At 62.9% G+C, this 22,904-nt stretch carries 19 protein-coding genes and 1 pseudogene; 7 read left to right on the forward strand and 13 right to left on the reverse strand.

The window, feature by feature from the left end; translation table 11 throughout:
• Positions 1-4 precede the first annotated feature (4 nt).
• The 5 genes and pseudogenes from BN1124_RS04670 to BN1124_RS04685 all read right to left on the reverse strand — a co-directional run bounded on the left by BN1124_RS04670 (position 5) and on the right by BN1124_RS04685 (position 3,748).
• The gene (locus BN1124_RS04670; protein ID WP_042639628.1) at positions 5-1,150 is read right to left on the reverse strand and encodes a patatin-like phospholipase family protein; all 1,146 of its coding nucleotides are present in this window, start codon (positions 1,148-1,150) and stop codon (positions 5-7) included.
• A 137-nt stretch (positions 1,151-1,287) separates the two neighbouring features.
• The gene (locus BN1124_RS04675) at positions 1,288-2,145 is read right to left on the reverse strand and encodes an alpha/beta hydrolase (protein ID WP_042639630.1); all 858 of its coding nucleotides are present in this window, start codon (positions 2,143-2,145) and stop codon (positions 1,288-1,290) included.
• A gap of 57 nt (positions 2,146-2,202) precedes the next feature.
• The gene (locus tag BN1124_RS04680; protein ID WP_042639632.1) at positions 2,203-2,784 is read right to left on the reverse strand and encodes a TetR/AcrR family transcriptional regulator; all 582 of its coding nucleotides are present in this window, start codon (positions 2,782-2,784) and stop codon (positions 2,203-2,205) included.
• A 199-nt stretch (positions 2,785-2,983) separates the two neighbouring features.
• Positions 2,984-3,079 (reverse strand): annotated as a pseudogene (locus BN1124_RS21180) (LuxR C-terminal-related transcriptional regulator); the annotation flags it as partial.
• Positions 3,080-3,103: 24 nt separating this feature from the next.
• On the reverse strand, positions 3,104-3,748 hold the full coding sequence (locus tag BN1124_RS04685; protein WP_042639634.1) for a response regulator transcription factor: 645 nt from the start codon (positions 3,746-3,748) through the stop codon (positions 3,104-3,106).
• Positions 3,749-3,904: 156 nt separating this feature from the next.
• Here BN1124_RS04685 and BN1124_RS04690 point away from each other — a divergent pair, with 156 nt between their 5' ends.
• The gene (locus BN1124_RS04690) at positions 3,905-4,531 is read left to right on the forward strand and encodes a glutathione S-transferase N-terminal domain-containing protein (RefSeq protein ID WP_042639636.1); all 627 of its coding nucleotides are present in this window, start codon (positions 3,905-3,907) and stop codon (positions 4,529-4,531) included.
• A 64-nt stretch (positions 4,532-4,595) separates the two neighbouring features.
• Here the strand turns inward: BN1124_RS04690 and BN1124_RS04695 are convergent, their stop codons facing one another.
• From BN1124_RS04695 to BN1124_RS04715, 5 genes are all read right to left on the reverse strand, one after another.
• Entirely contained in the window at positions 4,596-6,719 is a 2,124-nt protein-coding gene (locus tag BN1124_RS04695; protein WP_042639638.1) for an alpha-amylase, read from the reverse strand.
• A 221-nt stretch (positions 6,720-6,940) separates the two neighbouring features.
• A complete protein-coding gene (locus BN1124_RS04700) occupies positions 6,941-8,101 on the reverse strand; it encodes a membrane protein (protein ID WP_042639640.1) in 1,161 nt (386 codons plus the stop codon).
• Complete coding sequence (locus BN1124_RS04705) at positions 8,101-8,472, reverse strand: GtrA family protein (RefSeq protein WP_033128718.1); 372 nt, start codon at positions 8,470-8,472, stop codon at positions 8,101-8,103. The genes BN1124_RS04700 and BN1124_RS04705 overlap by 1 nt, the downstream gene beginning before the upstream one ends.
• Positions 8,469-9,479, reverse strand: a complete 1,011-nt coding sequence (locus BN1124_RS04710) for a glycosyltransferase family 2 protein (RefSeq protein ID WP_042639644.1) — start codon at positions 9,477-9,479, stop codon at positions 8,469-8,471. The genes BN1124_RS04705 and BN1124_RS04710 overlap by 4 nt, the downstream gene beginning before the upstream one ends.
• 55 nt (positions 9,480-9,534) lie before the next feature.
• On the reverse strand, positions 9,535-10,080 hold the full coding sequence (locus BN1124_RS04715; protein ID WP_042639645.1) for a hypothetical protein: 546 nt from the start codon (positions 10,078-10,080) through the stop codon (positions 9,535-9,537).
• 506 nt (positions 10,081-10,586) lie between these two features.
• On the opposite strand from BN1124_RS04715, the gene BN1124_RS04720 reads away from it, so the two are divergent.
• The 3 genes from BN1124_RS04720 (at position 10,587) to BN1124_RS04730 (ending at position 13,144) form a co-directional block, all read left to right on the forward strand.
• The gene (locus tag BN1124_RS04720) at positions 10,587-12,071 is read left to right on the forward strand and encodes a L,D-transpeptidase family protein (protein ID WP_042639646.1); all 1,485 of its coding nucleotides are present in this window, start codon (positions 10,587-10,589) and stop codon (positions 12,069-12,071) included.
• Positions 12,072-12,217: 146 nt separating this feature from the next.
• Positions 12,218-12,763: a peptidoglycan L,D-endopeptidase MepK gene (locus tag BN1124_RS04725; RefSeq protein WP_042639648.1), complete on the forward strand. Its 546-nt coding sequence runs from the start codon at positions 12,218-12,220 to the stop codon at positions 12,761-12,763.
• A 129-nt stretch (positions 12,764-12,892) separates the two neighbouring features.
• Entirely contained in the window at positions 12,893-13,144 is a 252-nt protein-coding gene (locus tag BN1124_RS04730; protein WP_042639650.1) for a lipoprotein, read from the forward strand.
• A gap of 93 nt (positions 13,145-13,237) precedes the next feature.
• On the opposite strand, the gene BN1124_RS04735 is transcribed toward BN1124_RS04730, so the two are convergent.
• Together BN1124_RS04735 and cysZ are read right to left on the reverse strand one after the other, a co-directional pair.
• Positions 13,238-13,852 carry a trimeric intracellular cation channel family protein gene (locus BN1124_RS04735; RefSeq protein ID WP_042639652.1) on the reverse strand — a complete coding sequence of 205 codons (615 nt, stop codon included), beginning with the start codon at positions 13,850-13,852 and terminating at the stop codon, positions 13,238-13,240.
• A gap of 135 nt (positions 13,853-13,987) precedes the next feature.
• A complete protein-coding gene (cysZ, locus tag BN1124_RS04740) occupies positions 13,988-14,752 on the reverse strand; it encodes a sulfate transporter CysZ (RefSeq protein ID WP_033128711.1) in 765 nt (254 codons plus the stop codon).
• A gap of 212 nt (positions 14,753-14,964) precedes the next feature.
• Here cysZ and BN1124_RS04745 point away from each other — a divergent pair, with 212 nt between their 5' ends.
• The 3 genes from BN1124_RS04745 (at position 14,965) to ligA (ending at position 21,593) form a co-directional block, all read left to right on the forward strand.
• Positions 14,965-18,336 carry an AAA family ATPase gene (locus tag BN1124_RS04745; RefSeq protein WP_042639654.1) on the forward strand — a complete coding sequence of 1,124 codons (3,372 nt, stop codon included), beginning with the start codon at positions 14,965-14,967 and terminating at the stop codon, positions 18,334-18,336.
• Positions 18,337-18,351: 15 nt separating this feature from the next.
• Positions 18,352-19,485, forward strand: a complete 1,134-nt coding sequence (zipA, locus tag BN1124_RS04750; protein ID WP_042639656.1) for a cell division protein ZipA — start codon at positions 18,352-18,354, stop codon at positions 19,483-19,485.
• Positions 19,486-19,586: 101 nt separating this feature from the next.
• Positions 19,587-21,593 (forward strand): NAD-dependent DNA ligase LigA, encoded by a 2,007-nt coding sequence (gene ligA, locus BN1124_RS04755; protein ID WP_042639657.1) that lies wholly within the window; start codon positions 19,587-19,589, stop codon positions 21,591-21,593.
• 60 nt (positions 21,594-21,653) lie between these two features.
• Here the strand turns inward: ligA and BN1124_RS04760 are convergent, their stop codons facing one another.
• Positions 21,654-22,658 (reverse strand): ABC transporter substrate-binding protein, encoded by a 1,005-nt coding sequence (locus BN1124_RS04760; RefSeq protein ID WP_042639659.1) that lies wholly within the window; start codon positions 22,656-22,658, stop codon positions 21,654-21,656.
• Between the last annotated feature and the right edge of the window lie 246 nt (positions 22,659-22,904).

Genomic DNA, 22,904 nt, shown 5'->3' on the forward strand with positions numbered 1-22,904 from the left:
ACCCTCAAGCCTCCTCGCGGATGCGCTCTTCTATGTCCAGGAAGGCCTCTATGCGCTGACGCTCGTTCAGCGCGTCCTGATACCCCAGCTTGATCAACTGCTGGCAATACCCCGGATGAAACATCAGGAAGCTGGCCAGGCTGCTGCTCTCGTGGCCGTTCACCCCCAGCACCCGCAGCAGGCGGCGCAGCTGGGTCGGCAGCTTGTGCAGGTAGTCGAGGGCGAGGAGATCCAGATCCTGGCTCGGCCTTATCACGCAGGTCTCCACCTGGCGCAGCTTGAGGCGATTGCGCTCCCGCTCCGGGATGAGGGACAGGGTCTGGTTGATGCGCCCCAGCCGCTCCAGATCCGAGTTGAGGGTGTCGGAGAAGACGGTATTGAGCAGGTGCCCGGCGATGTTGGAGCTGGTCAGGTGACCCTGGCGAGGCGCTGTGCTCCCCTGATGGGGGGAGTCCAGGGTCACCAGCAGGATCCGCTCCGCCCCCAGGTGAATGGCGGGGCTCAAGGGGCTCAGCTGGTGGATGGAGCCATCCCCGTAGAAGCGCTCGCCGATGCGGGTGGCCGGGAAGACGAAGGGCAGCGCCGAGGAGGCCAGCAGGTGATCCGAGGTGAGCAGGGTGCGCAGGCCGCGCCGTCGGGCCCGCTCCCAGGGCTGGTGCTCGGCCCGCCCCTGGAAGAAGGTGGTGGAGAGGCCGTCGTCATAGTCGGAGGCCGTGATGGCGATGGCCTCCAGGCTGCCGTAGAGGATGTTGTCGTCGATGCGGTGATAGTCGATGAGCTGATCCAGCAGGCGGCGCAGGGGGGCGTTGTCGAACAGGTGGAAGGCGCGGTTGCTGTCCGGGCTGATGAGGCCGGCCGAGCCCTGATACAGGGTGCGCCACAGCAGCTGGCAGGGGTGGAAGTCGAAGATGTGGTGGGTCTCGAAGCGGCGCCAGACCCACTCCAGTTTGCGCACCCCCAGGTGGAAACAGGAGGCATAACAGGCCAGCGCCGTGATGTTGAGCGCCCCGGCCGAGGTGCCGCACAGGATGGGAAAGGGGATGCCGAGGTTGCGGGGGTAGAGCTCGGCCACCGCCTTGAGGACACCGACCTGATAGGCGGCGCGAGCACCGCCGCCGGTCAACAGAAGAGCTGTGTTGGGTCTGGCCATGATGGAGCGCCTTATTGTGATTGCAAGGGCGGGTTGCCACCGCGCAATTTAACTATAAGGCGCTGTATCAAATATAAAAATGGGCCGCATCATCATTTTTTGGGGCGGCCCATTTGCGATAGGAGCAGGGGGCGGGATCAGGCCGGCTGGTGCGGCTGGATCAGCTGATCGAAAGCGGCGAACACCGGCGGGCTGGCGAGGATGCGACCGTGGCCGAGGCCGCGGGTGCTCACCAGCCGGGTACGGCCGTCCTGGGCCGCGCGCAGGGAGTCTTGGTGGGGGGCGAATCTGTCTTCCTCATCGTGGACGATCAGCGCCAGCCCTTCGCGATCCGCGAGCCGACCGAGGGGATCCACTGTGCTGAGGGGGTGCTGGTATTCGCGCTCGATCTCTTTGACCACCGCATCGAACAGCCGGATGGAGTAGCCGGAGCGCGCCACCATGCCATAGAGCTGGGGCACGTAGTCGAGCACCGGCGAGATGAGCAGCAGCGGCAGCTTGTCGAGGGCGGGGTGATGACTCGCCAGGGTGACGGCGCCCCCCATGCTGTGGGTGATGACCCCCTCGATGGGGCCAAAGCGTTCGAGCAGTTCATCGAAGGCGCGCACGAAACGGGGCAGATGACCGGTGTGACCGTCGCTCTGGCCGTGGGCGGGGTGATCGTAGGCCAGCGCCGTGTAGCCCTGGGCGGCGATGTGGCTCATCAGCGAGTAGAACTGGCTGGCGCTGCCGGACCAGCCGTGCATCAGCAGCCAGACCGGGCCTTGCCCGAGCCGATAGCTCATCAGCCCCCCTTCGCTGGTGTGCACCGCCTGCTGCACCAAGCCCGTTGGCGCTTCAGTGTCACGGCTGGGCCGCTGCGGGGTCAGCAGCAACTTGCTGGCGGTGCGCCTGGCGTGGGCCGGGGCCAACGCGTGGTGCAAACGGGTGCCGAGCCCCAGCAGCAATTTGCTCGGGCTGAAGCGGCGGGTGTTGAAGTAGATCTTGCTGCTCATGGTCATCCTGTCGTTTTTATGTGCGAACGGTCGTGCTTTTTATCGAGTTTTTAAAAACTAGCGCCAGCTCATCAGCAGATTTTCCACTTCAGGCCAGAAGTGGCGGGCCGGATCCTGACACAGGTCCAGGGCATTGAACACCTGATCCCCGAGATAGAGGCCATAAAGCCGATAAACGGCGCGCCAGGGATCGAGTTCACTGCGCCACTCACCCTGGGCCTGGCCCTGCACCACCTGGCGGGCCAGGTAGTCGAGCCAGAAGCGCACCAGCCGGCGGGCGGCTTGCTGCACCTCTCCCTCCTGGGCCGAGGTCCAGGCGTCGAGGAACATACAGCGGCCGGCGAAGCTCTGGTTCCAGGCCAGCCAGGCCTGGAGCAGGGCGACCAGCTTGGCCTGCTGGGTCTGGTGTTGCTGCTGGCGCACCGGCTGGATCACCCGCTCGCGGAACACCTCGGCGGAATAAGCCAGCACGGCTATTTGCAGGTTGTCGCGGGACTGGAAATGAGCAAACAGACCGCTCTTGGACATCTCGCAGGCGCTGGCAAGGGAGCCGATGGTCAGGCTCTCCAGCCCCTGCTGGCTGGCCTGCTCGAATGCCGTCTGCAAAATACTCTCGCGGGTCAACCGGCCTTTGCTCATCACACGCTCCTTGATATTGTCAGCAGCATAAAGTACGACCGTACTATTTGTCGAGGGATGACTGCCAGAGGATGATCGTCCGTCTGGATCAGTCGTCCTTGATGCCCATCTGCTGCAGGGCTATGACAGCCCGGGTGCGGTTTTTGACGCCGAGTTTGCGGAAGGTTGTGGTGATGTGGGTCTCGTGGGTAGCACGGGCTCAATCGTCCTTGATGCCCATCTGCTGCAGGGCTATGACAGCCTGGGTACGGTTTTTGACGCCGAGTTTGCGGAAGATGGCGGTGATATGGGCCTTGGACGGGTTTTATCTGTTACAGCATCAATCGTCCTTGATGCCCATCTGCTGCAGAGCTATGACAGCCTGGGTGCGGTTCTTGACCCCGAGTTTGCGGAAGATGGCGGTGATATGGGCCTTGATGGTGGCCTCGGAGACGTTGAGCTCCCAGGCGATCTGCTTGTTGAGGCTGCCGTCCCGCAACATGATCAGCACCTTGTATTGCTGGGGGGTGAGGCTGGCCAGCTTGCTCGCGAAATCGGGGCCATCCTCGGACTCGGGGTGCAGGGAGATCCCCTCCGGTATCCAGTTATCCCCGCCGATCACCGTATTGAGGGCGCTGACCAGCTCCTTCATGGGCACGGATTTGGGGATGAAGCCGAGCGCACCGAGCCGCAGCACTTGCTGGATGATGGCGGGATCTTCCGAGGCGGAGACCACGACGATCGGCAAGTCCGGGTATTGGCCGCGCAGATAGGCGAGCCCTTCGAAGCCGTTGGCCCCCGGCATCTTGAGATCGAGCAGCAGCAAATCCACCTCGGGATGCTCTCCCAGCAGGCGGGTCAGGCTGTCGATGGAGTCGGCCTCCAGCAGCCGGGCCTCGTCGATGGCCATGTGCACCGCTTGATAGAGGGCGCCCCGAAACAGGGGGTGGTCATCTGCGATGACGATGGTAAATTGGCTATCCATTGCTCACATTATTGCTAACTGATTGTTTTGAAAAATCAAACTAGCACCGCGCCCCTGAGGGGTCAAACCCGCAGGTGTGCAAATGTGAGGAGACCATGAGATGTCGTGCCAACAGGGCCGACCTTGGTCATCAACAACCCAAGCAGGAGGCAATAGATGGGATCCTTGGTATTGACGGTGGGCACCGGCTCCACCTGGGCGATGCGGGCGGCGCTGGTGCTCGGTCTGAGCGGGCTGATGTGGCAGGAGCAGGTATTCGATCTGGAAGACGCCAAGGCGCTGGCACGGCTGAAGCGGGTCTCGCCGACCGGGCTGGTGCCCTGGCTGGATCACGGGGATCTGCGCATCCACGACTCCCTGGCCATCGCCGAATACCTGCATGAGCTGTGTCCGGCGCGGCGACTCTATCCCGCCGATCAGGCAGAGCGGGCGCTGGCCCGCAGCCTGTGCGCCGAGCTGCACTCGGGCTATGGCCAGATCCGCAGCCGCCTGCCGTTCTTCCTGGGGGCGCCGACCCAGAGTGAGCCGCCGGTAGAGACTATCGCCGAGCTGGCCCGCCTGCAGACGCTCTGGGCCCAGGCGAAGGGATCCTTCTATTTCGAGGAGGCGGGGATCATCGACGCCTTCTACGCGGTGATGGCCTACCGGTTGGCGAGTTACGGCATCCAGTTGCCCGGTCAGGCGGGGGCTTATCAGCAGGCCCTGCTGGCCTGGCCCCTGTGGCAGGAAACCCTGGTCAAGGCGCGGCTGCAGTGGCCGGAGCAGGCCCGCCAGCCAGCCTGAGGTACGAAATATGAAGGGGAGCCCATGGCTCCCCTTTCTGTCTTCTTGTCAGGCTCGCGGCCGGTCATTTCTGCCGTCCGGCGAAGACCACCACCACCTTGTCGGCCCCCTTCTCGCGCACGAAGCTGTAAGGGGCATCCGAAAGCTTCTGGTGGCTACCTGCCGCCACCGCCGGGTGGGCTGCCCTGAACTGGCCTAGGCGCTGCCAGTGTTTGACCAACTCGGCCTTGTCACCGCTCGCCAGCTCCTGCCAGTTCATGTCGCTGCGTACGCTTTGATCGAACACGCCCCCGTCCTTGGCCAGCCCCCGGCCGGACTCGTCACCGTAGTAGAGCTGGATGCCGCCCGGCAGCAGCATGAAGCTGTTCGCCACCCTGCGTTGCAGCGACACATCCTGATAGTCGCCGAAGAACAGCTTGGTGTCGTGGGAGCTGATGTAGCTCAGCACGTTGAACTCGGGATCCTGGTTGATGCGGCTGGCGTAGCTGGCATAGGTCGGCTCGGCACCGGCCATGCACTGGGCCTGGGGCAGGGCGAACTCACGCTGATAGTCGAAGTTGATCAGGGAATCGAAGCCGTTCTGATACCAGAAGTCCTTGGCCACCCCGTGATCCCACACCTCGCCCACCATGTAGAACGGCAGCGCATCCAGGGCCTTGGCCGGGTTGGCGGCCTTCCACTCCTTGAGCGCCGCCGTGCCTTCCTGCTTGAGTTTGGCCCAGACCGCCGGCTCCAGGTGCTTGACGGTGTCGGCGCGGAAGCCGTCGATGCCAAAGCGCCGCACCCAGTCGGTGTGCCAGGCGATGAGGTAGTCGCTCACGCTGGCATTGGGCAGCGGCTTGGCCCGGGTATCGCCCTTGTGGGCGAGCAGGGGAGGCAAGCCTACCGGCTTGCTGGATTCGGTCAGGAAGTCCGGCAGTCCGGCCACCGAGCCGGTCACGTCGTCGGTGCCGGGTTGCGGATAACCGGGCAGACCGGCGCGCACCCAGTCTTTGCCCCACCACTGATCCCAGTTCGGGGACTGGTAGTCGATAAACTGGTTGTAACCATGCCAGTTGAGGCCGCCGCTCGGGCGCCAGTCGTTCCAGCGGGCAGGGAGCTTGCCAGTGTTCTGGGTCAGACTCTCGAGCCCCAGATCCTGCAAGTCGGCCAGGGTGGCGTAACCGGCGTGGTTCATCACCACGTCGAGGATGATGCGCATGCCGCGCTTGTGGGCCTCGTCCACCAGGATCTTGAAGCTATCTTCATCGCCGTAGTTGGGATCTATTTTGGTGAAGTCCAGCGCCCAGTAGCCGTGGTAGGCGTAGAAGGGGAAGTTGCCCTGTTCACCGCCGCCGATGAAGCCGTGCACCTGCTCCACCATGGGGGTGATCCAGATGGCATTCATGCCCAGCGACTTGATGTAGTCGAGCTTCTCGGTCAAGCCCTTGAAGTCGCCGCCGTGCCAGGTGGCGACCTCGTCCTGACCATCCTTCTGGCGGCCGAAGCTGTGATCGTTGCTGGGGTCGCCGTTGTGGAAGCGGTCGGTCAGCAGGAAATAGACGCTGGCCTGATCCCAGCTGAAGGGCTCAGCCTTCGCTGCCGCCACAGGCTCGAGCAGCAGCAGGCCGCCGCTCTCTTTCGATGGGGTCAGCGTCAGCTTGCCCCCCTTGACCACCGCCTCCTGTTTTGAGTAGGCATCCCGCAGTCTGGTGCCATCCGGCCAGACCCCTTTGAGCGAGACGGTGACCGGGCCGCCATCCCAGGCGATGCAGGGCTCCTCGGGTGGCTGGCGCTTGAATTCACTCTTCTTGGTGGCTCTGAGCACCTTGAGGCTGGGGGTATCCGGGTTGAAGGTGAACTCATAATCCCCCGCCAGCATCACCCTCAGGGTGAAGCTCTGATCCTTGGCGCACTTGTCCATGGGCTGGGCCGTGCCGAACGGCAACGGCTTGGCTTCGCTCGGGCCGAAGCTGGTGCCGCAGCTGTTGGCGGCGTCGCCGATGCGGATCTGGTGGCTGCCCTTGTCAAGCTTGTGGGTCAGGCTGACGGTGCCCTTGTTCAGCGTCAACGCCTCGGCCACCGGTTTGCCATCCACATAGAGGTGGACCGCCGGTGCGGCCAGTGCCTGGCCGACAAACAGGGGGGTGGCCAGCACGGCGAGCCACAGAGGCGAGAGGCGGCGATCGAGGCGAACAGAGGGGCGCATAAGCCATTCCTTGAGCTGAGGGTGAGCAGGGTTCCGTTAAGGCACTCATTCTAGGGGGCATGGCGAGGGGATATGGATCGGCAAAATTCCGATTTGTGACGTCAGTTCAAATGGTTACGTTTTCAAGCTGAGCAAAGTGTGACGCCAACCGTGCGGGTCTCCGGGCGAGGCCCATAAAAAATGCCGGTCATGGGACCGGCATTGTTGGATCGGGGTCTTCGTCAGACGGTGAAGAACTTGAAGTTGACGAAGGCCACCGCGATGAAGGAGGCAACCATGCCGCTGACACACAGGATGGCCGGGCGGATGGCGGGCCAGCGGTGGGCCAGCAGTATGATGGCCAAGAGGGTCGGATAGAGGCCGAACATGTAGCGCGGCATCGCATTGAGCCCTGTCATCAGCGGTATGGTGGTGCAGATGAACATCAGAGTCGCCTCGGCCCAGCGCTTCTGGCTGAACAGGTAGCCGTTCAGGCACCAGCCGAAGATCACCATGATGGAGAGGTAGGCCTTGCGTCCGCCGAGCTCGAAGCCGCTGAGCCACCAGTCCAGCGGGCTGTCCATGTAGCGACCCCAGGCGACCTGGATGTGCTTGAAGGCGAGCGCATCCCCGGTCAGGTGGTAGAGATAGACCATGTAGGCGAACAGGCCAAACGGGATGACCCAGAGGGTGAAGACCACCTTGAAGGCCCGTTCGGTGAAGCGGAAGAACTCGCGCCAGCCATAGGCTTGCAGCGCCAGGATCAGCACCGGGAAGACCATCATCACCCCCAGGTTGCGAGTCCCGGAGATGAAGAGGCCGAACAGGGCCACCATCAGCCACTGCTCCCGATAGGCAAACAGGAACATGCCCAGCATCAGCGCCATGAACATGGGTTCGGTGTAGCCGGACACGAAGTAGGCGGAGAAGGGGGAGAAGGCCAGCAACCAGACCCCGAAGCGGGCGGTCTCATCCCCCAGCTTGAGCTGGCGCAGCACCAGCAGCATCAGCGGCAGGCTGAGGAAGAAGGCGATGTTGGCCACCAGCATCAGGCCGATCAGGCTCTCGATGTTGAGCAGGCTGGAGAGTGCCCCCGAGATCATCGGGTAGAGCGGCATAAAGGCCCAGTTTGCCGCGTTGCCCTTGCTGAGCCAGCGCGGATAGAGGTCATAGCCGTTCTCGATGATGCGCTGGAACCAGACGCAGTCGAACTGGCAGTAAGCCTGCAGGGGACCTATGTCGGTCGTGCCATAGAGCTGGACGCCGAAGTAGCCCATGCCGTAGAGGGCGGCCCGGCTCAGCACGAAGGCGGCGATGATCATCAACCAGTCGCGGCCGCTGATCCGTAAGGAAGGACGGTAGGGGCCCGCGGTGGCGGGAGTCGGAATTGTCATGTCATCCATCAGGCAAATACCCAGACGCGAGAGAGGATATAGGTGAGCACGGTCACCGTCAGGGTGGCGATCACTACGGGCAGCAAGCCGGAGAGGCCTGCAAACAGCAGGCCGCTCAACAGCAGGTTACGCACCGCCAGGGAGAAGAGGGCCACCAGCAGGAACTTGCCGGCCGCTCCCTGCTTCTGGAAGGTGATGTAACGATGACCAAAGAAGGAGAACCAGAACGCCACCGCGAATGCCAGGGTGGTGACCAGGTGTTCCGAGATGGTAGGCCAACTGCGAAACAGCGCGAACGAGGTGCCGAGATCGACGAGGGTTGCCCCCCCGCCGACGAAACCGAAGCGAACCAGACGCCAGAATTCCTCACGGGAGATCATTGAGGCGTCGGCTCCTGCTTGTCTGCAGCTTGTGCCTTGTCAGCCTCTGGCGCCTTGCCAGCATACTGGCCATAGACCCCTTCGATGAGGTAGACGGGGCGTTGCTTCACCTCGACGAACATGCGGCCTATATATTCGCCGATGATGCCAAGGGAGAGCAGCTGGATGCCGCCGAGGAACAACATCACGGACATCAGGGAGGCGTAACCCGGGACGTCTATGCCGAAGAACACCACCTGAGTGATGATCTTGAGGATATAGAGGAAGGCGATGAGGGAGACGCCGACCCCGACGTAGCTCCATACCCGCAGCGGCCAGCTGGAGAAGCTGAGCAGACCGTCGAGGGCGAAGTTCCACAGTTTCCAGTAGTTGAACTTGGTCTCACCGGCGTGACGGGCGGGGCGCTCATAGGGCACGCCGACGGCGCGGAAGCCCGCCCAGGCGAACAGCCCTTTCATGAAGCGGTTGCGCTCGGGCAACTGCTTGATCGCCTCGACCACCTTGCGGTCGATCAGACGGAAGTCACCGGCGTTCTCCGGCAGCTTGGTGCTGGTGGAGAGCGCGTTGAAGAAGCGGTAGAAGCCGCCGGCGGTCAGGCGCTTCATCGGGGTGTCGGCACTGCGATCCACCCGGATGCCGAAGACGGTGTCGTAGTCACCGGTCTGCCACAGCTTGACGAATTCCAGGATGAGGGCGGGGGGATCTTGCAGATCCACGTCCATCGGGACTATGGCATCGCCTCTGGCATGGTGCAGGCCGGCGGTCATGGCCGCTTCCTTGCCGAAGTTGCGGGCCAGGTTGACCAGGGTGACGCGGGGATCGCGGGCGATGGCCTGCTCGACCACTTCGCGGGTGCGATCGCGACTGCCGTCGTTGACGAACACGATTTCAAGCTGGTCTTTGAGCGGGGCCAGTTCGTCATCTATCGCGCTGATGAAGGCGTCAATGCTCTCTTCCTCGTTATAAACGGGCACGACCAGAGAGAGTCGAAAATCGGCACGGGACATGGGAACTTCCTTATTAAAGAATTATTTAATAAAACTGATTCTTATCGTTTTAGCTTCACTGGGCGACGGTCAGACGCACCGACTGGACGTTGAGTGGCGTCGGGGCGGACAGGGCCAGGAAGTTGGGGCGCTTGGGATCGGCGGTCAGGGAGTCACCCGGCAGGCTGAGACGGATCTCGTTGATACCCGCCTTGGCCAGCTTGACCGTGGTGGTGAAGTCATGACCTAGGGCCACCTTGAGCAGGGTGCCCGCTTGCGGGCTGTTGATCCTGGCCTGGATGGTGAGCTGTTCCGGTTGTGCCTGCTGCTTGGGCAGCACGAAATAGAGGCCACCCTGGCCGCTGAGTTCGGTGCCTTCGGCGCTCGGCTTCTTGGCCCAGCCTTCGCTGGAAAGGAAGCGGCTCGGCTTGGTCAGGTTGAGTTCGTTACCCGGCTGGTAGGTCATGCTGGAGTTGTGCTCCCAGAAGCGGGTCTTGCCTTCCAGGTAATAGAGCTTGTAAGCCAGGCTCACGTTGGGGTGAGCGGCCAGATAGAGGGTGTAGAGGTAAAAACCGCTCAGTGCCAGGATGGCAGCCAGAAAACCAAACTTTTTGTAGGTCATATTACTCACTCGACGCCTGACGGATGGGTAGGCAGATTTCGCGCATATGCTAATCCAATTGCAAAAAAAGCATAGTAGATCACAAAAATATATTTGCTCAGATATTAACCCCAATATCCCTGCTCACCAAATGCCTTTGGCACCCTGTGGATCCGCGGGTGGCGACAGGCATCTGAGTGTCTGGACAGCAGCCACGGCTAGTAGCAAGGCCCTGATCTTATCAGGCAAATGACTGATATTGCACATTGCTGTGGCAGGATCTGTCGCCATTTATCAAAAGCGGCTTATAAAATGGCGGCTCCCGTCGTCAGGAGAGTCGGGCGCGCGATAGTCGGCAGGTTGTTTGTCCCAATGGCCCAGTGCTCGTGCCCCTGACAAGGGAGGCGAGCAGGCGCCTATCTGGCGCCGTGACGCGCCCGCACGCTAGCAAAGTCAACGCCATTCACGCATCATGGGTTTCTGACCGTTGCGCCTGACAGGCCGAAGTGAACCGTTTTGAGGTAAGCATGGGTAAGAAGTATTGGTTGGCATTGGCGAATCTTATCTGGCTGGGTTGCTGGCCGGCTGGCATGGCGCATGCCAGCGAAGGGCAAATCCTGGTGGCCAGCCCCAGTGTCCAGCACGACTGGTATCAGAACAGCACCGCGGAGCAGGCGCGCCACGAGCTGGAGAGCCAGTTGCAGGAGGCGGTGCTCGCCCAGTTGCACCCGGATTTCTACCGGCTCTGGCAGCAGTTGCAGAAAACCCCTATGGACAAGCGCGGCGCGCTTTACGATGAAGCCTTTGGCAAGCTGGCCCGTTTTCAGCAGGCCTGGCGCGCCATGGATCTGGTCGCCCGTGAGCAGATGCAGACCCTCAAGCTGGACTTGACCAAGCCCCTGGCCCACGAGCCGGTGGGCGACAATCTGCTGGATCAGGTCAAACAGCTCAGGCCCCAGGTCGCCGAGTACGAGGCGGTGCGCGGGGAAGTGCGCAAGTTGCTGGCCATGCCCATGGCCAAGCACTGGCCCAGCCTGGACATACCCACCCTGCGCTCTGGCGAGAGCTCGGCCGAGCTCGGCCAGATCCGCGCCATCCTCAATGCGTTGGGGGACGGTGCCACGGGCAGTGATGAGGAAGTCATCTATGATGCGGACACCGAAGCGGCCATCAAGCAGTTCCAGCGCCGCCACGGCCTGACCGCCGATGGCATCATAGGCCGTCAGACCCGCTCCTGGCTCAACACCGGACCGCAAGTGCGCGCCAGCCTGCTGCTGCGCAACCTGTGGCGCCGGGATCTGGTGGATCACCTGGCCGGTCGCTATGTGCTGGTCAACATCCCGGATTACCGCCTGAGCGTGGTGGAGTCCGGCAACGAGGTCTTCACTAGTAGAGTCATCGTCGGCAAGGAGCAGCGGGCCACCCCCATCCTCGCCAGCGAGATCCGCTCCATCGTCCTCAACCCGGCCTGGCACGTGCCGCGCTCCATCCTGAGCAAGGACATTCTGCCCAAGCTGGGGCGGGATCCTGCTTACCTCGATCGGGAGCAGTTCGAGGTGATCGATGGGGAGGGCAATCCGGTGCAGTTCAGTGAAGATGGCTGGCACCAGGCGCTGGCATCGGGCTTCCCCTATCGGCTGCGGCAAAAGCCCGGCGATCACAACGCCCTGGGTCGCTACAAGTTCTACCTGCCCAACAACGACGCCATCTATCTGCACTCGACGCCGCGCAAGGCGCTGTTCGAGCAGGGCGCGCGCGCCTTCAGCTCGGGCTGCATCCGGGTCGAGCATGCGGACGATCTGGCGGAGCTGTTGCTGGCGGATTCCCGCTACCAGCCGGACAAGGTCGCCAACATCCTGAAGGAGACCCAGACCAAGTGGCTGCCGCTGACCAGCCCGATCCCGGTGTTCACCGTCTATTGGAGCAGCTGGATCGACGAAGAGGGACGCCAGCAGTTGCGCAATGATATTTACGGTTTCGATCGAGTTAGCTTCCAGAGCCGCTTGTTGTGATCCTCGCCACAGAGTGAAAAGCCCGGCCCATGCCGGGCTTTTCTATGGGCGATTGCGGTTTGACAGGGCTTTTATCGACAGGTAGTTTCAGGCGTCTGTATCAAATTTACTCATCAGTTTTACTTAACTATGCGATGGACGGACAGATGCTGGAACAAGAGATAAGCCGACGCCGTCTGCTGTTGGGAGCCGGTTGCCTGATGGGGGCCAGCCTGTTGTCGTTCCCGGCCATGGCGAGCCGCAGTACCTCGGGGCGTGAACTGAGCTTCTTCAACCTCAATACCGGCGAGCGGGTGCAGGCCAGCTACTGGGAGAATGGGCGTTACCTGAGCGATGGCCTGGCCGAGCTCAACCATATCTTCCGCGACTACCGTCGCAACGAGGTGTTCAACATCGACAAGAAGCTGTTTGATCAGCTGTTTCTGTTGCAACACAAGCTGGGCCGCCAGGGCGAGATCCAGCTTATCTCCGGTTATCGTTCTCCCCAGACGAACAACCAGAAGCGTCGCAAGAGCCGGGGCGTCGCCAAGCACAGCTATCACACCCTGGGGCAGGCGGTGGACGTGCGCATCCCCGGCGTACAGCTGGCACATCTGCGCAAGGCGGCCCTGAACCTCAAGGTGGGCGGGGTAGGTTACTACCCGTCGGATAACTTCGTGCACCTCGATACAGGCCCGGTTCGTAGCTGGTAGTCCCTGGCGTTGTCTGACCCAAGGGATAGCGCCATACACTCGGACGAAGGCCCCGTTCGCAGCTGGTCATGACTGGTCATGAGGGGAGGCGAGCTGCTAGGCTCTGGTCTCTAGCCAGAGGAGAAGCAGATGAAGCAGATTCTGATCGGGGGCTTGATCGCCCTGCTACTGACCGGTTGCAGCAAGTTGAACCGGGAGAACTACGACAAGCTGAAGATGGGCATGAGCTACGCCGAGGCGAGCACCGTCCTTGGCAAGGCGGAGCGCTGCGACGATGCGCTCGGCACCACCAGCTGCATCTGGGGCGGAGAGGGCAAGAATATCCAGATCCGTTTCATCGCCGACAAGGCCACCTTCTTCAGCTCGGAAGGGATCAACTGAGTTCAGTTTGGGTCGTCATCTCCAACAAAAAAGCGCCATCAGGCGCTTTTTTGTTGGTCGTTATCCACTCAGGAGGGCCAGAAACTGGCGCGCTCAGTGGGTGGCATACTGGTAGTTGAAGGTGGGTAGTCCCCACTTGAAGCGTACCGCCAGCAGCCGCATCACGAAGCCGATGCCCAGGGCGCCGAAGGCGGCCCAATCATTGGGGAGCCCCTGATCCAGCGCGAGGCAATAGAGCCCTGCGGTCACCAGGGAGACGGCGGCATAGAGCTCGCGGCGAAACACCAGCGGGATGCGTTGGCACAGCAAGTCCCGCAGCACGCCGCCGAACACCCCGGTCACCACCGCCATGATGCAGGCGATGCCGGCCCCGTGGCCCATCTCCAGCGCCCGGGCGGCGCCGAAGATGGAAAACACCACCAGCCCCAGGGCATCGAGGGCCATGAACAGCTTGCCGAGATAGCGCATCAGCGGCGCCGAAATGACGCCCACCATGGCGGCGCCGGCCACCAGCAGCACGTATTCGGGGTGCTCCACCCAGAGCAGGGGATAGTGCCCCAGCAGCACATCCCGGATGGTGCCGCCACCTATGGCGGTCGCCGAGGCGATGATCACCACGCCAAACAGATCCATCCGTCGCCGACCCGCCGCCAGCGCGCCAGTCATCCCTTCGGCCACCAGGCCGAGCAAGAAGAGTGCATGTAACATGAGATATCCCAGGGTGCGAGAAAGGCCCGCATCCTAACAAGCCTGTGCTGGCTGGACAAGCTATCTCATATTGGCATTAGATTAAGTAATGAAAAGGGGGCTTTCGCCCCCTCTTTTGGTTATCTCAAAGCCGGCCTAGCGGCGTAGCTGTTCGGCTCGGTATTGATCCACCCACATGGCGGTGGCGCCACAGATGGCGACCGGCATCACGAACAGGTTCACCACCGGAATGGCGGAGAAGAGGGTGACCAGAGCGCCGAAGCTCAGGCACTTGCCGCGGCGCTGCTTGAGGGCGTCGCGCATGGTGATGAAGTCGATCTTGTGGTTGTCGAACGGGTAATCCACGTACTGGATCGCCATCATCCAGGCGCTGAACAGGAACCAGAGCACGGGGGCGAGCGTCTGGCCGACCACCGGGATGAGGAACAGGATCAGGCAGCCGATGGCCTTGGGCAGGTAGTACTTCAGCTTGGTCCACTCGCGACCGAAGGTGCGCGGCACATCCTTGACCACATCCAGCATGCCGGTGTCGCTCACCGTCTCACCGGTGAGAACCTGCTCCACCTTCTCCGCCAGCAGGCCGTTGAAGGGGGCCGCGATCCAGTTCGTCACCGAACTGAAGATGAAGGAGAACACCACCAGTATGGTGACCAGGGCGATGGGCCACAGCAGGTAGTCGAGCCAGCTGAGCCAGGACGGGATCTGCTGGTGCAACCAGGCGAACAGGCCATCGAGTTGCAGCAGGAGCGCATAGAAGGCGCCGGCAAACAGCACCACGTTGACCAGCAGGGGGATCAGCACGAAGGTGCGGATGCCGGGTTGACGGATGAGCGTAAAGCCGCGCAGGAAGTAGTCTGCGCCGCTGACCGAATCTTTGGCAATGTGGGGGGATTGGCTCATCGGAGCTCCATCTGTTAATGGGAAACTGCCTGCATATTACAAACAAGCCTTTGATTTGGTAAAGTCGCCTGTCCATTCCTCTTCCTGTCCGGTGCCTTCGGATGTCGGACGTTGATGGACAAGTGCCAGCCGATGACCAGCCGACGCTGAGTTGGATGGGGTCAAGCCGGCAACCCGCCTCGCCCTTTATTTCGTTACCCAGATAGGCCCTCATGCGTCTGAAATTGATCAAACTCGCCGGTTTCAAGTCGTTTGTCGAGCCGACCCGCATCGAGCTGAGCGCCGACATGACCGCCGTGGTCGGGCCCAACGGCTGCGGCAAGTCCAACGTCATCGATGCGGTGCGCTGGGTGCTGGGGGAGAGCTCGGCCCGCCATCTGCGCGGCGAGAACATGACGGACGTGATTTTCAACGGCTCCCTCAATCGCAGCGCCCATGGCCGCGCCTCGGTGGAGCTGGTGTTCGACAATCCCCACAACCGGGTGCCCGGTGAATTTGGCCGTTTCAGCGAGATCTCGGTGCGCCGGGAGGTGCTGCGCGACGGCTCCAATCACTACCAGATCAACGGCCAGAAGTGCCGCCGCAAGGACGTCACCGATCTCTTCCTCGGTACCGGCCTTGGGCCGCGCAGCTACGCCATCATAGAGCAGGGCACCGTCAGCCGGCTGGTGGAGTCGCGCCCGGCGGATCTCAAGCTGTTCATGGAAGAAGCCGCCGGGGTTTCCCGCTACAAGGAGCGGCGGCGGGAGACGGAGCAGCGCATCCGCCACACCCAGGAGAACCTGGAGCGGCTCGGCGACATCCGCGGTGAGCTGGGTTCACGCCTCGAACACTTGCGGGCCCAGGCCGAGACCGCCGAGCGCTACAAACAGCTCAAGGGCCGCAGCCGCGCCGCCCGGGCCGAGCTCATCGGCTCCGAGCTGTGGGCGCTGGAGACCCGGCTCGGCGAGGCCAAGGCCGAACTGACCCAGGCCGAGCAGGCGCTGGCGGCGCTGGATGCCAAGCGTACCGCCGACGAGGGGCGCCACGTCAGCCTGTCGGTGGCGCGCCAGGAGGCCCAGGCCGAACAGGCCAGCCGTCAGCAACAGATCTTCCTCGGTGGCCAGGCCATCGCCCGTCTCGAACAGCAACAGCTCCATCAAAATGAACTCGGCCGCGACTGGCAGGCCAGGCGCGCACAGCTCGGCGAGCGGATCGAGGGCATCAGGGCACAGCTGGCGAGCCAGCACGAGCAGCTGACCGAAGGCAGCCTCAAGGGCGAGCTGGAGGTTGCGCGGCTCGAGCAGTGTGAGCAGTTGCTCACCGACCAGCAGGCACAGCGCCTGGCGGCGAGCGAGCAGCTCGAGCTGGCCCGTCAGCGCCAGCAACAGTGGCAGCAGCAGCTTGGCCAGTTGCAGGGGCGGCTCAACCAGACCCGGGCCGAGGTGAACGGCCTGCAGGAGCTGCAGGCCAAGACCCGACTGGCCCGGCTCAAGCTGGAGGACGAACAAAGCGGTCCACTCGATGGGGCGGAAGAGTTGCAGCCCAGGCTAGACGCCCTGGCCGCCGAGCTGGAGCTCAGCCGTGCCCGCCAGGCCGAGCTGGAGGCGCAGTGGCAGGGAGCGGTGGCCCGTCATGAAGAGTGCAAGGGGCAGCAGGATCGGCAGACTAGCCTGCTGCGAGAGCTGGAGGCCCGCCTCACCACCCTCGATCAGATCCTGGGGGAGCAGATGCAGGGGGCCAACCTGGCGGATCGCCTGCAGGTGGCGCCCGAATGGGCTCAGGCACTGGACAAGGTGCTCGGCCGCTGGCTCACCGCCCAGCCAAGCGATGAGTGCAACCTGGCGCAGAGCGGGCTCTGGATTGGGCCGGCCCAGCCTGCGGTGCCCGGCACCCTGGCGTCCCGTCTGAGCGGCGAACACATTCCCGCCTTCCTCAATGCCATCTGGCTGGTGGCAGACAGAGAAGAGGCGCTGGCCCGCCAGTCAGGCCTCCCGGCCGGTGAGTCACTGCTGACCCCAGCGGGGGACTGGTTTGGTTCTAACTGGGCCGATCTCGGTCAGGGTGGGGCCCTCGGCACCCTGGCGTTGCTCGGTGAACGTGAGCGGTTACACACCGAGCTCGCGGCGGGCCAGCAGGCGCTGGGCCAGCTGAATGAGCAGCTGAGGACGGCGGATGCCGAGCGCGCCCGGCTGCTGGGGGCCCATGAGCTAAGTCAGCGCGATGTGCGCGAGCAGGAACAGCGCTGGCAACAACTGCGCGAAGCCTGGAGCCTGCAGGAAGGGCAGCGGCAGGCGCGGTTGCAGCGCCTCGGCCAGCTCGGCGAAGAGTTGCTGCGCCTTGACAGGGAGCAGGCCGACGAAGCGCAGAGGCTGGCGAAGGCCAGGGCGCGGCTCGAGCTGGATGAGGCGCAGCTTGCCGAGTTGCAGGAGCAGGGGGAGCCGCTTGCGGAGGCGCTGCTGCTGGCCCAGGAGCGGGTCGGCAGTGCCGAGCGGGCGCTGGAGGAGGCGCGGCTGCGGCGCGAGCAGCAGCAGGCCAGCTGCCAGCGCTGGCAACTGGAGCAGCAGAATCTGTCCCAGCTCATCGCCCTGCGGGAGCAGGAGCTGGCGCGGCTCGGGCTGGAGCTTGCCGAGCTGAAGGGGCCGGATGCGCAGGCGGTGCAGGACATCTCCCCCCTGCTGGCCGAACAGCGCAGCCTGGAGGCGCAGCAGCTGGCCTGCCATCAGCGGCTCGCCGAGTTGGAGAAGCAGCTCGGCGAGCTGGAGCAGACCCGCAGCGCGGATCACAAGCAGCTAGTGCAGATCCAGGAGAAGCTGGCGACGCTGCGGCTGGAGCGGGAGCGTAACCTGACCCGGCGTCAGGGGCTGCACGAGCAGTTCGAGGAGCTGGGGGTGCGGTTGATCGATCTCGATCAGGCGGTGCTGATCGCCGCCGATCGCGGCAAGTTGCGTCAGGAGATCCAGACCCTGGAGACACAGGTGGAGGCGCTTGGCGCCATCAACCTGGCGGCGCTGGAGGAGTATGAAGAGGCAAAAACCCGCTCAACCTACCTCGAAAACCAGTGCCAGGATCTGGAGCAAGCGCTGGAAACCCTGAGCCAAGCCATTAAAAGAATTGATAAAGAAACACAAATACGCTTCCGCGACACTTTCGATAAGGTCAACGAAGATTTAAAATCCCTGTTCCCCAAAGTATTCGGCGGGGGCAGTGCCTGGCTTGAGCTGACCTCGGATGATCTTTTGGAGGCCGGAGTGAGCATCATGGCAAGACCTCCGGGCAAGAAGAATGCTACCATTGCCCTGCTTTCCGGGGGGGAGAAGGCGCTAACCGCCCTTGCGCTGGTTTTTGCCATCTTCAGACTCAATCCAGCGCCCTTCTGTTTGCTGGATGAAGTGGATGCGCCGCTCGACGAAGTGAACGTGGGTCGCTTCTGTTCTCTTGTCAAAGAGATGTCGAGCACAGTACAGTTCGTTTACATCAGTCATAACAAGGTCTCCATGGAGATGGCCGAACAGCTGATTGGCGTCACGATGCAAGAGCCCGGGGTTTCGCGCATAGTGTCGGTCGACATCGGTGAAGCCGTCGCTTTGGCTGAGCAAAACTAGAAAGAGAAGCAGCTAATGCAGGAATTGCGTTACATCTTGGTTGCCCTGGGCGGAATTGCCATCGCGGCATTGCTCATTCACGGGTTGTGGAGCAACAGAAAAAACCGTCAGGCACCGATCAAAGAGAAACCAATGGGCCGGATGGAATCCAAGTCACGGGAACGTGACAACGATTCGTTCGACAAGGATGGCGTAGGCCAGGTACGTGTGGTCAGCGGGGGGCGTCGTGCCGAGCCCAAGCTGCACAACGATGAGGCTCGCCAGCCTGAGGTCAGCCGTCGCGCCGCCGTTCCCGCCTTCGATGACGAAGACGATGAAGTCGACGATCTGCCGCCGCCCGTGGTTCGCAAGCCTGCTGCCCGCCCGGTAGCGCCGCCCCCCGTCTATGAAGAAGACGAGGAGGAGTATGATGCGCCGACGGCCGATCCCCTGGAAGAAGTGCCTGCCGCACCGGTACGCAAGCCTGCCCAGGTGATCCGTCGCACCCCGGTGCACCGCTCCCGTCCCCAGCGCGAACCCATGATGCAGCCCCTCGATGACGAGCCGCTGGTGGAGCCGGCCTACGCCCAGGCGCCAACCTTCGGCGCACGGGAACCTGCTCCCGTGCATCAGCCCCGTCAGGCGGCGCCGGCTCCCGCGTATGAAGAGCCAGCTTACGACGACGAGCCGGCCTATGAAGCGCCCGTCGTGGCCGAGCCCCGCTTTGAACAGCCGCCGGTCGAGAAGATCTGGCAGGATGTCTATGTCATCAACCTGATGGCACGCCCAGGTCACGATCTGCAAGGCGCGACCCTGCTTTCTTCCCTGCTGGCGTTGGGCTTCAAGTTTGGCGAGATGGATATCTTCCACCGTCACGAGGATCTGGGTGGCAAGGGTGAAGTGCTCTTCTCCATGATCAACATGGTCAAGCCGGGCACCTTCAACCCTTACCGCATGGAACAGTTCAGCACCCCGGGTGTCTCCCTGTTCATGCAGTTGCCTCTGCGCAGCAACGCGGCCTTTGCGTTCGAGCACATGTTGCAGGCGGCGGATCAGCTGGCGAGCGATCTCGATGCCATGCTGACCGATGCCAGCCGCAGCCCCCTGAGCGACGACGACATCGCCCGTTGCCGTCACGAGCTGGCGGCCTACGAGGCGAGCCGCGACTAAGGCAGTCTGCGGGTCGATGAGAGTAAAAATGCGGTACCCAGGTGCCGCATTTTTGTTTGTATGGCTACCTTCTTATTTCAATCACAGTCCGAGACTTCTCCATGAGCGACATCCTCTCCCGCCACCGTCAACTGTGTGAACTACTGACCGACTACGGTCACCAGTACTACGTGCTGGACAATCCCACTGTACCGGACGCCGAATACGATCGCCTGATGCGCGAGCTGATCGCGCTGGAGGCCGAGCACCCCGAGCTGAAGAGCCCGACCTCCCCCAGCGTGCGGGTCGGTGGCCAGCCGCTGTCGGCCTTCAAGCAGGTGCGCCACGAGATCCCCATGCTGAGCCTGGACAACGTGTTCAGCGCCGAGGAGTTGCTGGCGTTCGAGCAGCGCATGGGCGATCGCCTCAAGCGCGAGATAAGCTTCCAGTTCTGTTGCGAGCCCAAGCTAGACGGCCTCGCGGTCAGCCTGCTCTATGTGGATGGTCAGCTGGTGCAGGCCGCCACCCGGGGGGATGGCGCCAGCGGTGAGGAGATCACCGAGAACGTGCGCACCATCAAGGCCATCCCGCTCGTCCTGCGTGGCAGCGGCTGGCCTGCCCGGCTGGAAGTGAGAGGGGAGGTATTCATGCCCAAGGCCGGTTTCGAGGCGATGAATGCCAAAGCCCTGGCCGCCGGCGAGAAGGTGTTCGTCAACCCGCGCAACGCCGCGGCGGGCAGCCTGCGCCAGCTCGATTCCCGCATCACCGCCAGCCGCCCCCTGAGCTTCTATGCCTACGGGGTCGGGATCGGCGGCGATGAGCTGGGGAATTCCCACTTCGGCCGTCTGAAGCAGCTGAAAGAGTGGGGCCTGCCGCTGAGCCCCGAGGTGAAACTCAAGGAGGGCGCCGCCGGTTGCCAGGCCTTCCACGACGACATCCTGGCCCGCCGCGCCGAGCTGCCCTACGAGATCGACGGCGTTGTCTACAAGGTGGACGACATAGCGCTGCAGCTGGAGCTCGGCTTCGTGGCACGGGCCCCGCGTTGGGCCACCGCCCACAAGTTCCCGGCAGAGGAAGAGATGACTCTGCTGGAGAACGTGGAGTTTCAGGTCGGCCGCACCGGTGCCGTGACCCCGGTGGCCAAGCTCAAACCCGTGTTCGTCGGCGGTGTCACCGTCTCCAACGCCACTATGCACAACGCCGATGAAATTGAACGCCTCGGGGTCATGATCGGCGATACCGTGATCGTGCGCCGGGCGGGGGACGTGATCCCCCAGATAGTCGCCGTGGTGGAGGCCAAGCGCCCGGCTGACGCCCGCGAGATCCTGTTCCCCAGTCAGTGCCCGGTGTGCGGCTCCGCCCTGGAGCGGCTGGAGGGGGAAGTCGTGACCCGCTGCTCCGGCGGCCTGTTCTGCGAGGCCCAGCGCAAGGAGGCGATCAAGCACTTCGCCGCCCGCCGCGCCATGGACGTGGACGGCCTCGGCGACAAGATAGTGGAGCAGCTGGTGGACAAGGGGCTGGTGAAGACGCCGGCAGATCTGTTCCGCTTAACCGCCATCCAGCTGGCGGGGCTCGAGCGGATGGGGCCAAAGTCCGCCCTCAATCTGGTGGCCGCCATCGATGCGGCGCGCAGCACCACCTTGCCGCGCTTCCTGTTTGCACTGGGCATTCGCGAAGTGGGGGAGGCGACCGCACTCAACCTCGCGAACCACTTCCTGACCCTGGATGCCCTTCGCGCCGCCAGCGTCGAGCAGCTGCTGGCGGTGGCGGATGTGGGGGATGTGGTGGCCAAGCACGTCTACTACTTCCTGCGCCAGCCTCACAACGTCGAGGTACTGGAGGCACTGCTGGCCGCTGGCATCCACTGGCCGGCCATCGAGAAGAAAGAGGCCGCCGAGCAGCCCTTTGCCGGCAAGACCTTCGTGTTGACCGGCACCCTCACCCAGCTGTCGCGCAACGATGCCAAGGCGGCACTGCAGGCGCTCGGTGCCAAGGTGGCGGGATCCGTCTCCGCCAAGACAGATGTGCTGGTGGCGGGTGAGGCGGCCGGCTCCAAGTTGGCCAAGGCCCAGGAGCTGGGGATTACCATCTGGACCGAAGAGCAGTTGCAGGCGGCAATCCAGCCCTGATGGGGGTGGATAGCACCAAAAACAAACCCGGCTCATGGCCGGGTTTGTCGTTTTCAGGGCTCAGTTGTGCCATTGGATCTTCGTCTGCCACTTCGGCGGCACCTCGAGTTGCCAGCGGGCCAGCTCGTCCCGGCTGAACACGTATTCACCGCGCAGGGCGGCGCGGGGTGACAGGGCGCCGGGGGTGGTGCCCGCCAGTATGGTATTGACCAGCTCCGCCGCCTTCTCCCCCTGTGCGTGGCCGTTGAGCACCAGGCCGCCGATGGCCCTGCCTTTGCCGACCGAGAATTCCCAGAAGGAGAACAGCGGGACCGGGCTGTGCTGGTTGGTCCATTCGATCACCTGCTGCTCGCTCACATGGGCCCCCTGCTCGTCTACCAGGGTGTGATACAGACCGATGAAGAGCGCCCCGTAGCCGCGCTCCCGGCTGGTGAGCACTATCTCTTGCCAGCGTTTGTAGTCATCGATCTGCTGGTTGCTGACCAGGGTATGGCCCACCCGTTGATCCGTGCTGCTGTTGAATTCATCTTCGATGGCGGTGCGCGAGACCTCGCTTTTATCGAACAGCACCAGCGCCTTGTCGAGCCCGCCCATCAGCTGGCTCATCTCGCTGATGTTGCGTTTGAGCAGCGGTCGTTCCAGCACGCCGGTGATGTTGGGGTGACCGACCAGCCCCTTGTGGCGGGGATTCTCGTTCATGCCGAGGAACACCACGGGGGTGCCCTGGGCCGCGATCCGGCGGGCCAGGGCGTTGATGGCATTGTCGTCGCCGAGCACCACCAGATCCGGTTTGAGCTGCCGATAGGTGTCCATCGCCCGTTCGGCGATCCGGGCCAGCTCCTGGCTGGGCTGACGCTTGGTGTCCATGTAGAAGTAGCTGAGCTGGTGATCTCCCTTGAGGTGCTCCTTCAGGCTGGCGCTATAGCTCTGATCCCACAGATTGGCGGGATGATAGCTGCTGATCACCAGGATCTGGGCGGCCCAGAGCGGGAGAGGCAGCAGAAGTATTAGCAGTAGCCACACCTTGGTCACATTCATTCCCCGTTGGCGGAAGACTGCCCCCATTATGTGTGTTTTGTGCCAAACCTGCCTTGGTCAATTGCTGTCGGATGACAAGGCTGTGAGGTCAAGGCCCCGATCGGACGCTAGCCCGCACCCCGTCTGGGATCGCCCCGAAAGGGCGTTTTTTTGACTGGTCGTGAACTGCTCCACTCCTCTTAAAACCTGTTCTGGATCAAGAAATGCGGTATCGCTTTGGTGCCTAATAGACACCACATATAGGGGCGCATTCATAAAAAACACCCATATATT

The organism is Aeromonas eucrenophila (genome assembly GCF_000819865.1).
Classification (GTDB): domain Bacteria; phylum Pseudomonadota; class Gammaproteobacteria; order Enterobacterales; family Aeromonadaceae; genus Aeromonas; species Aeromonas eucrenophila.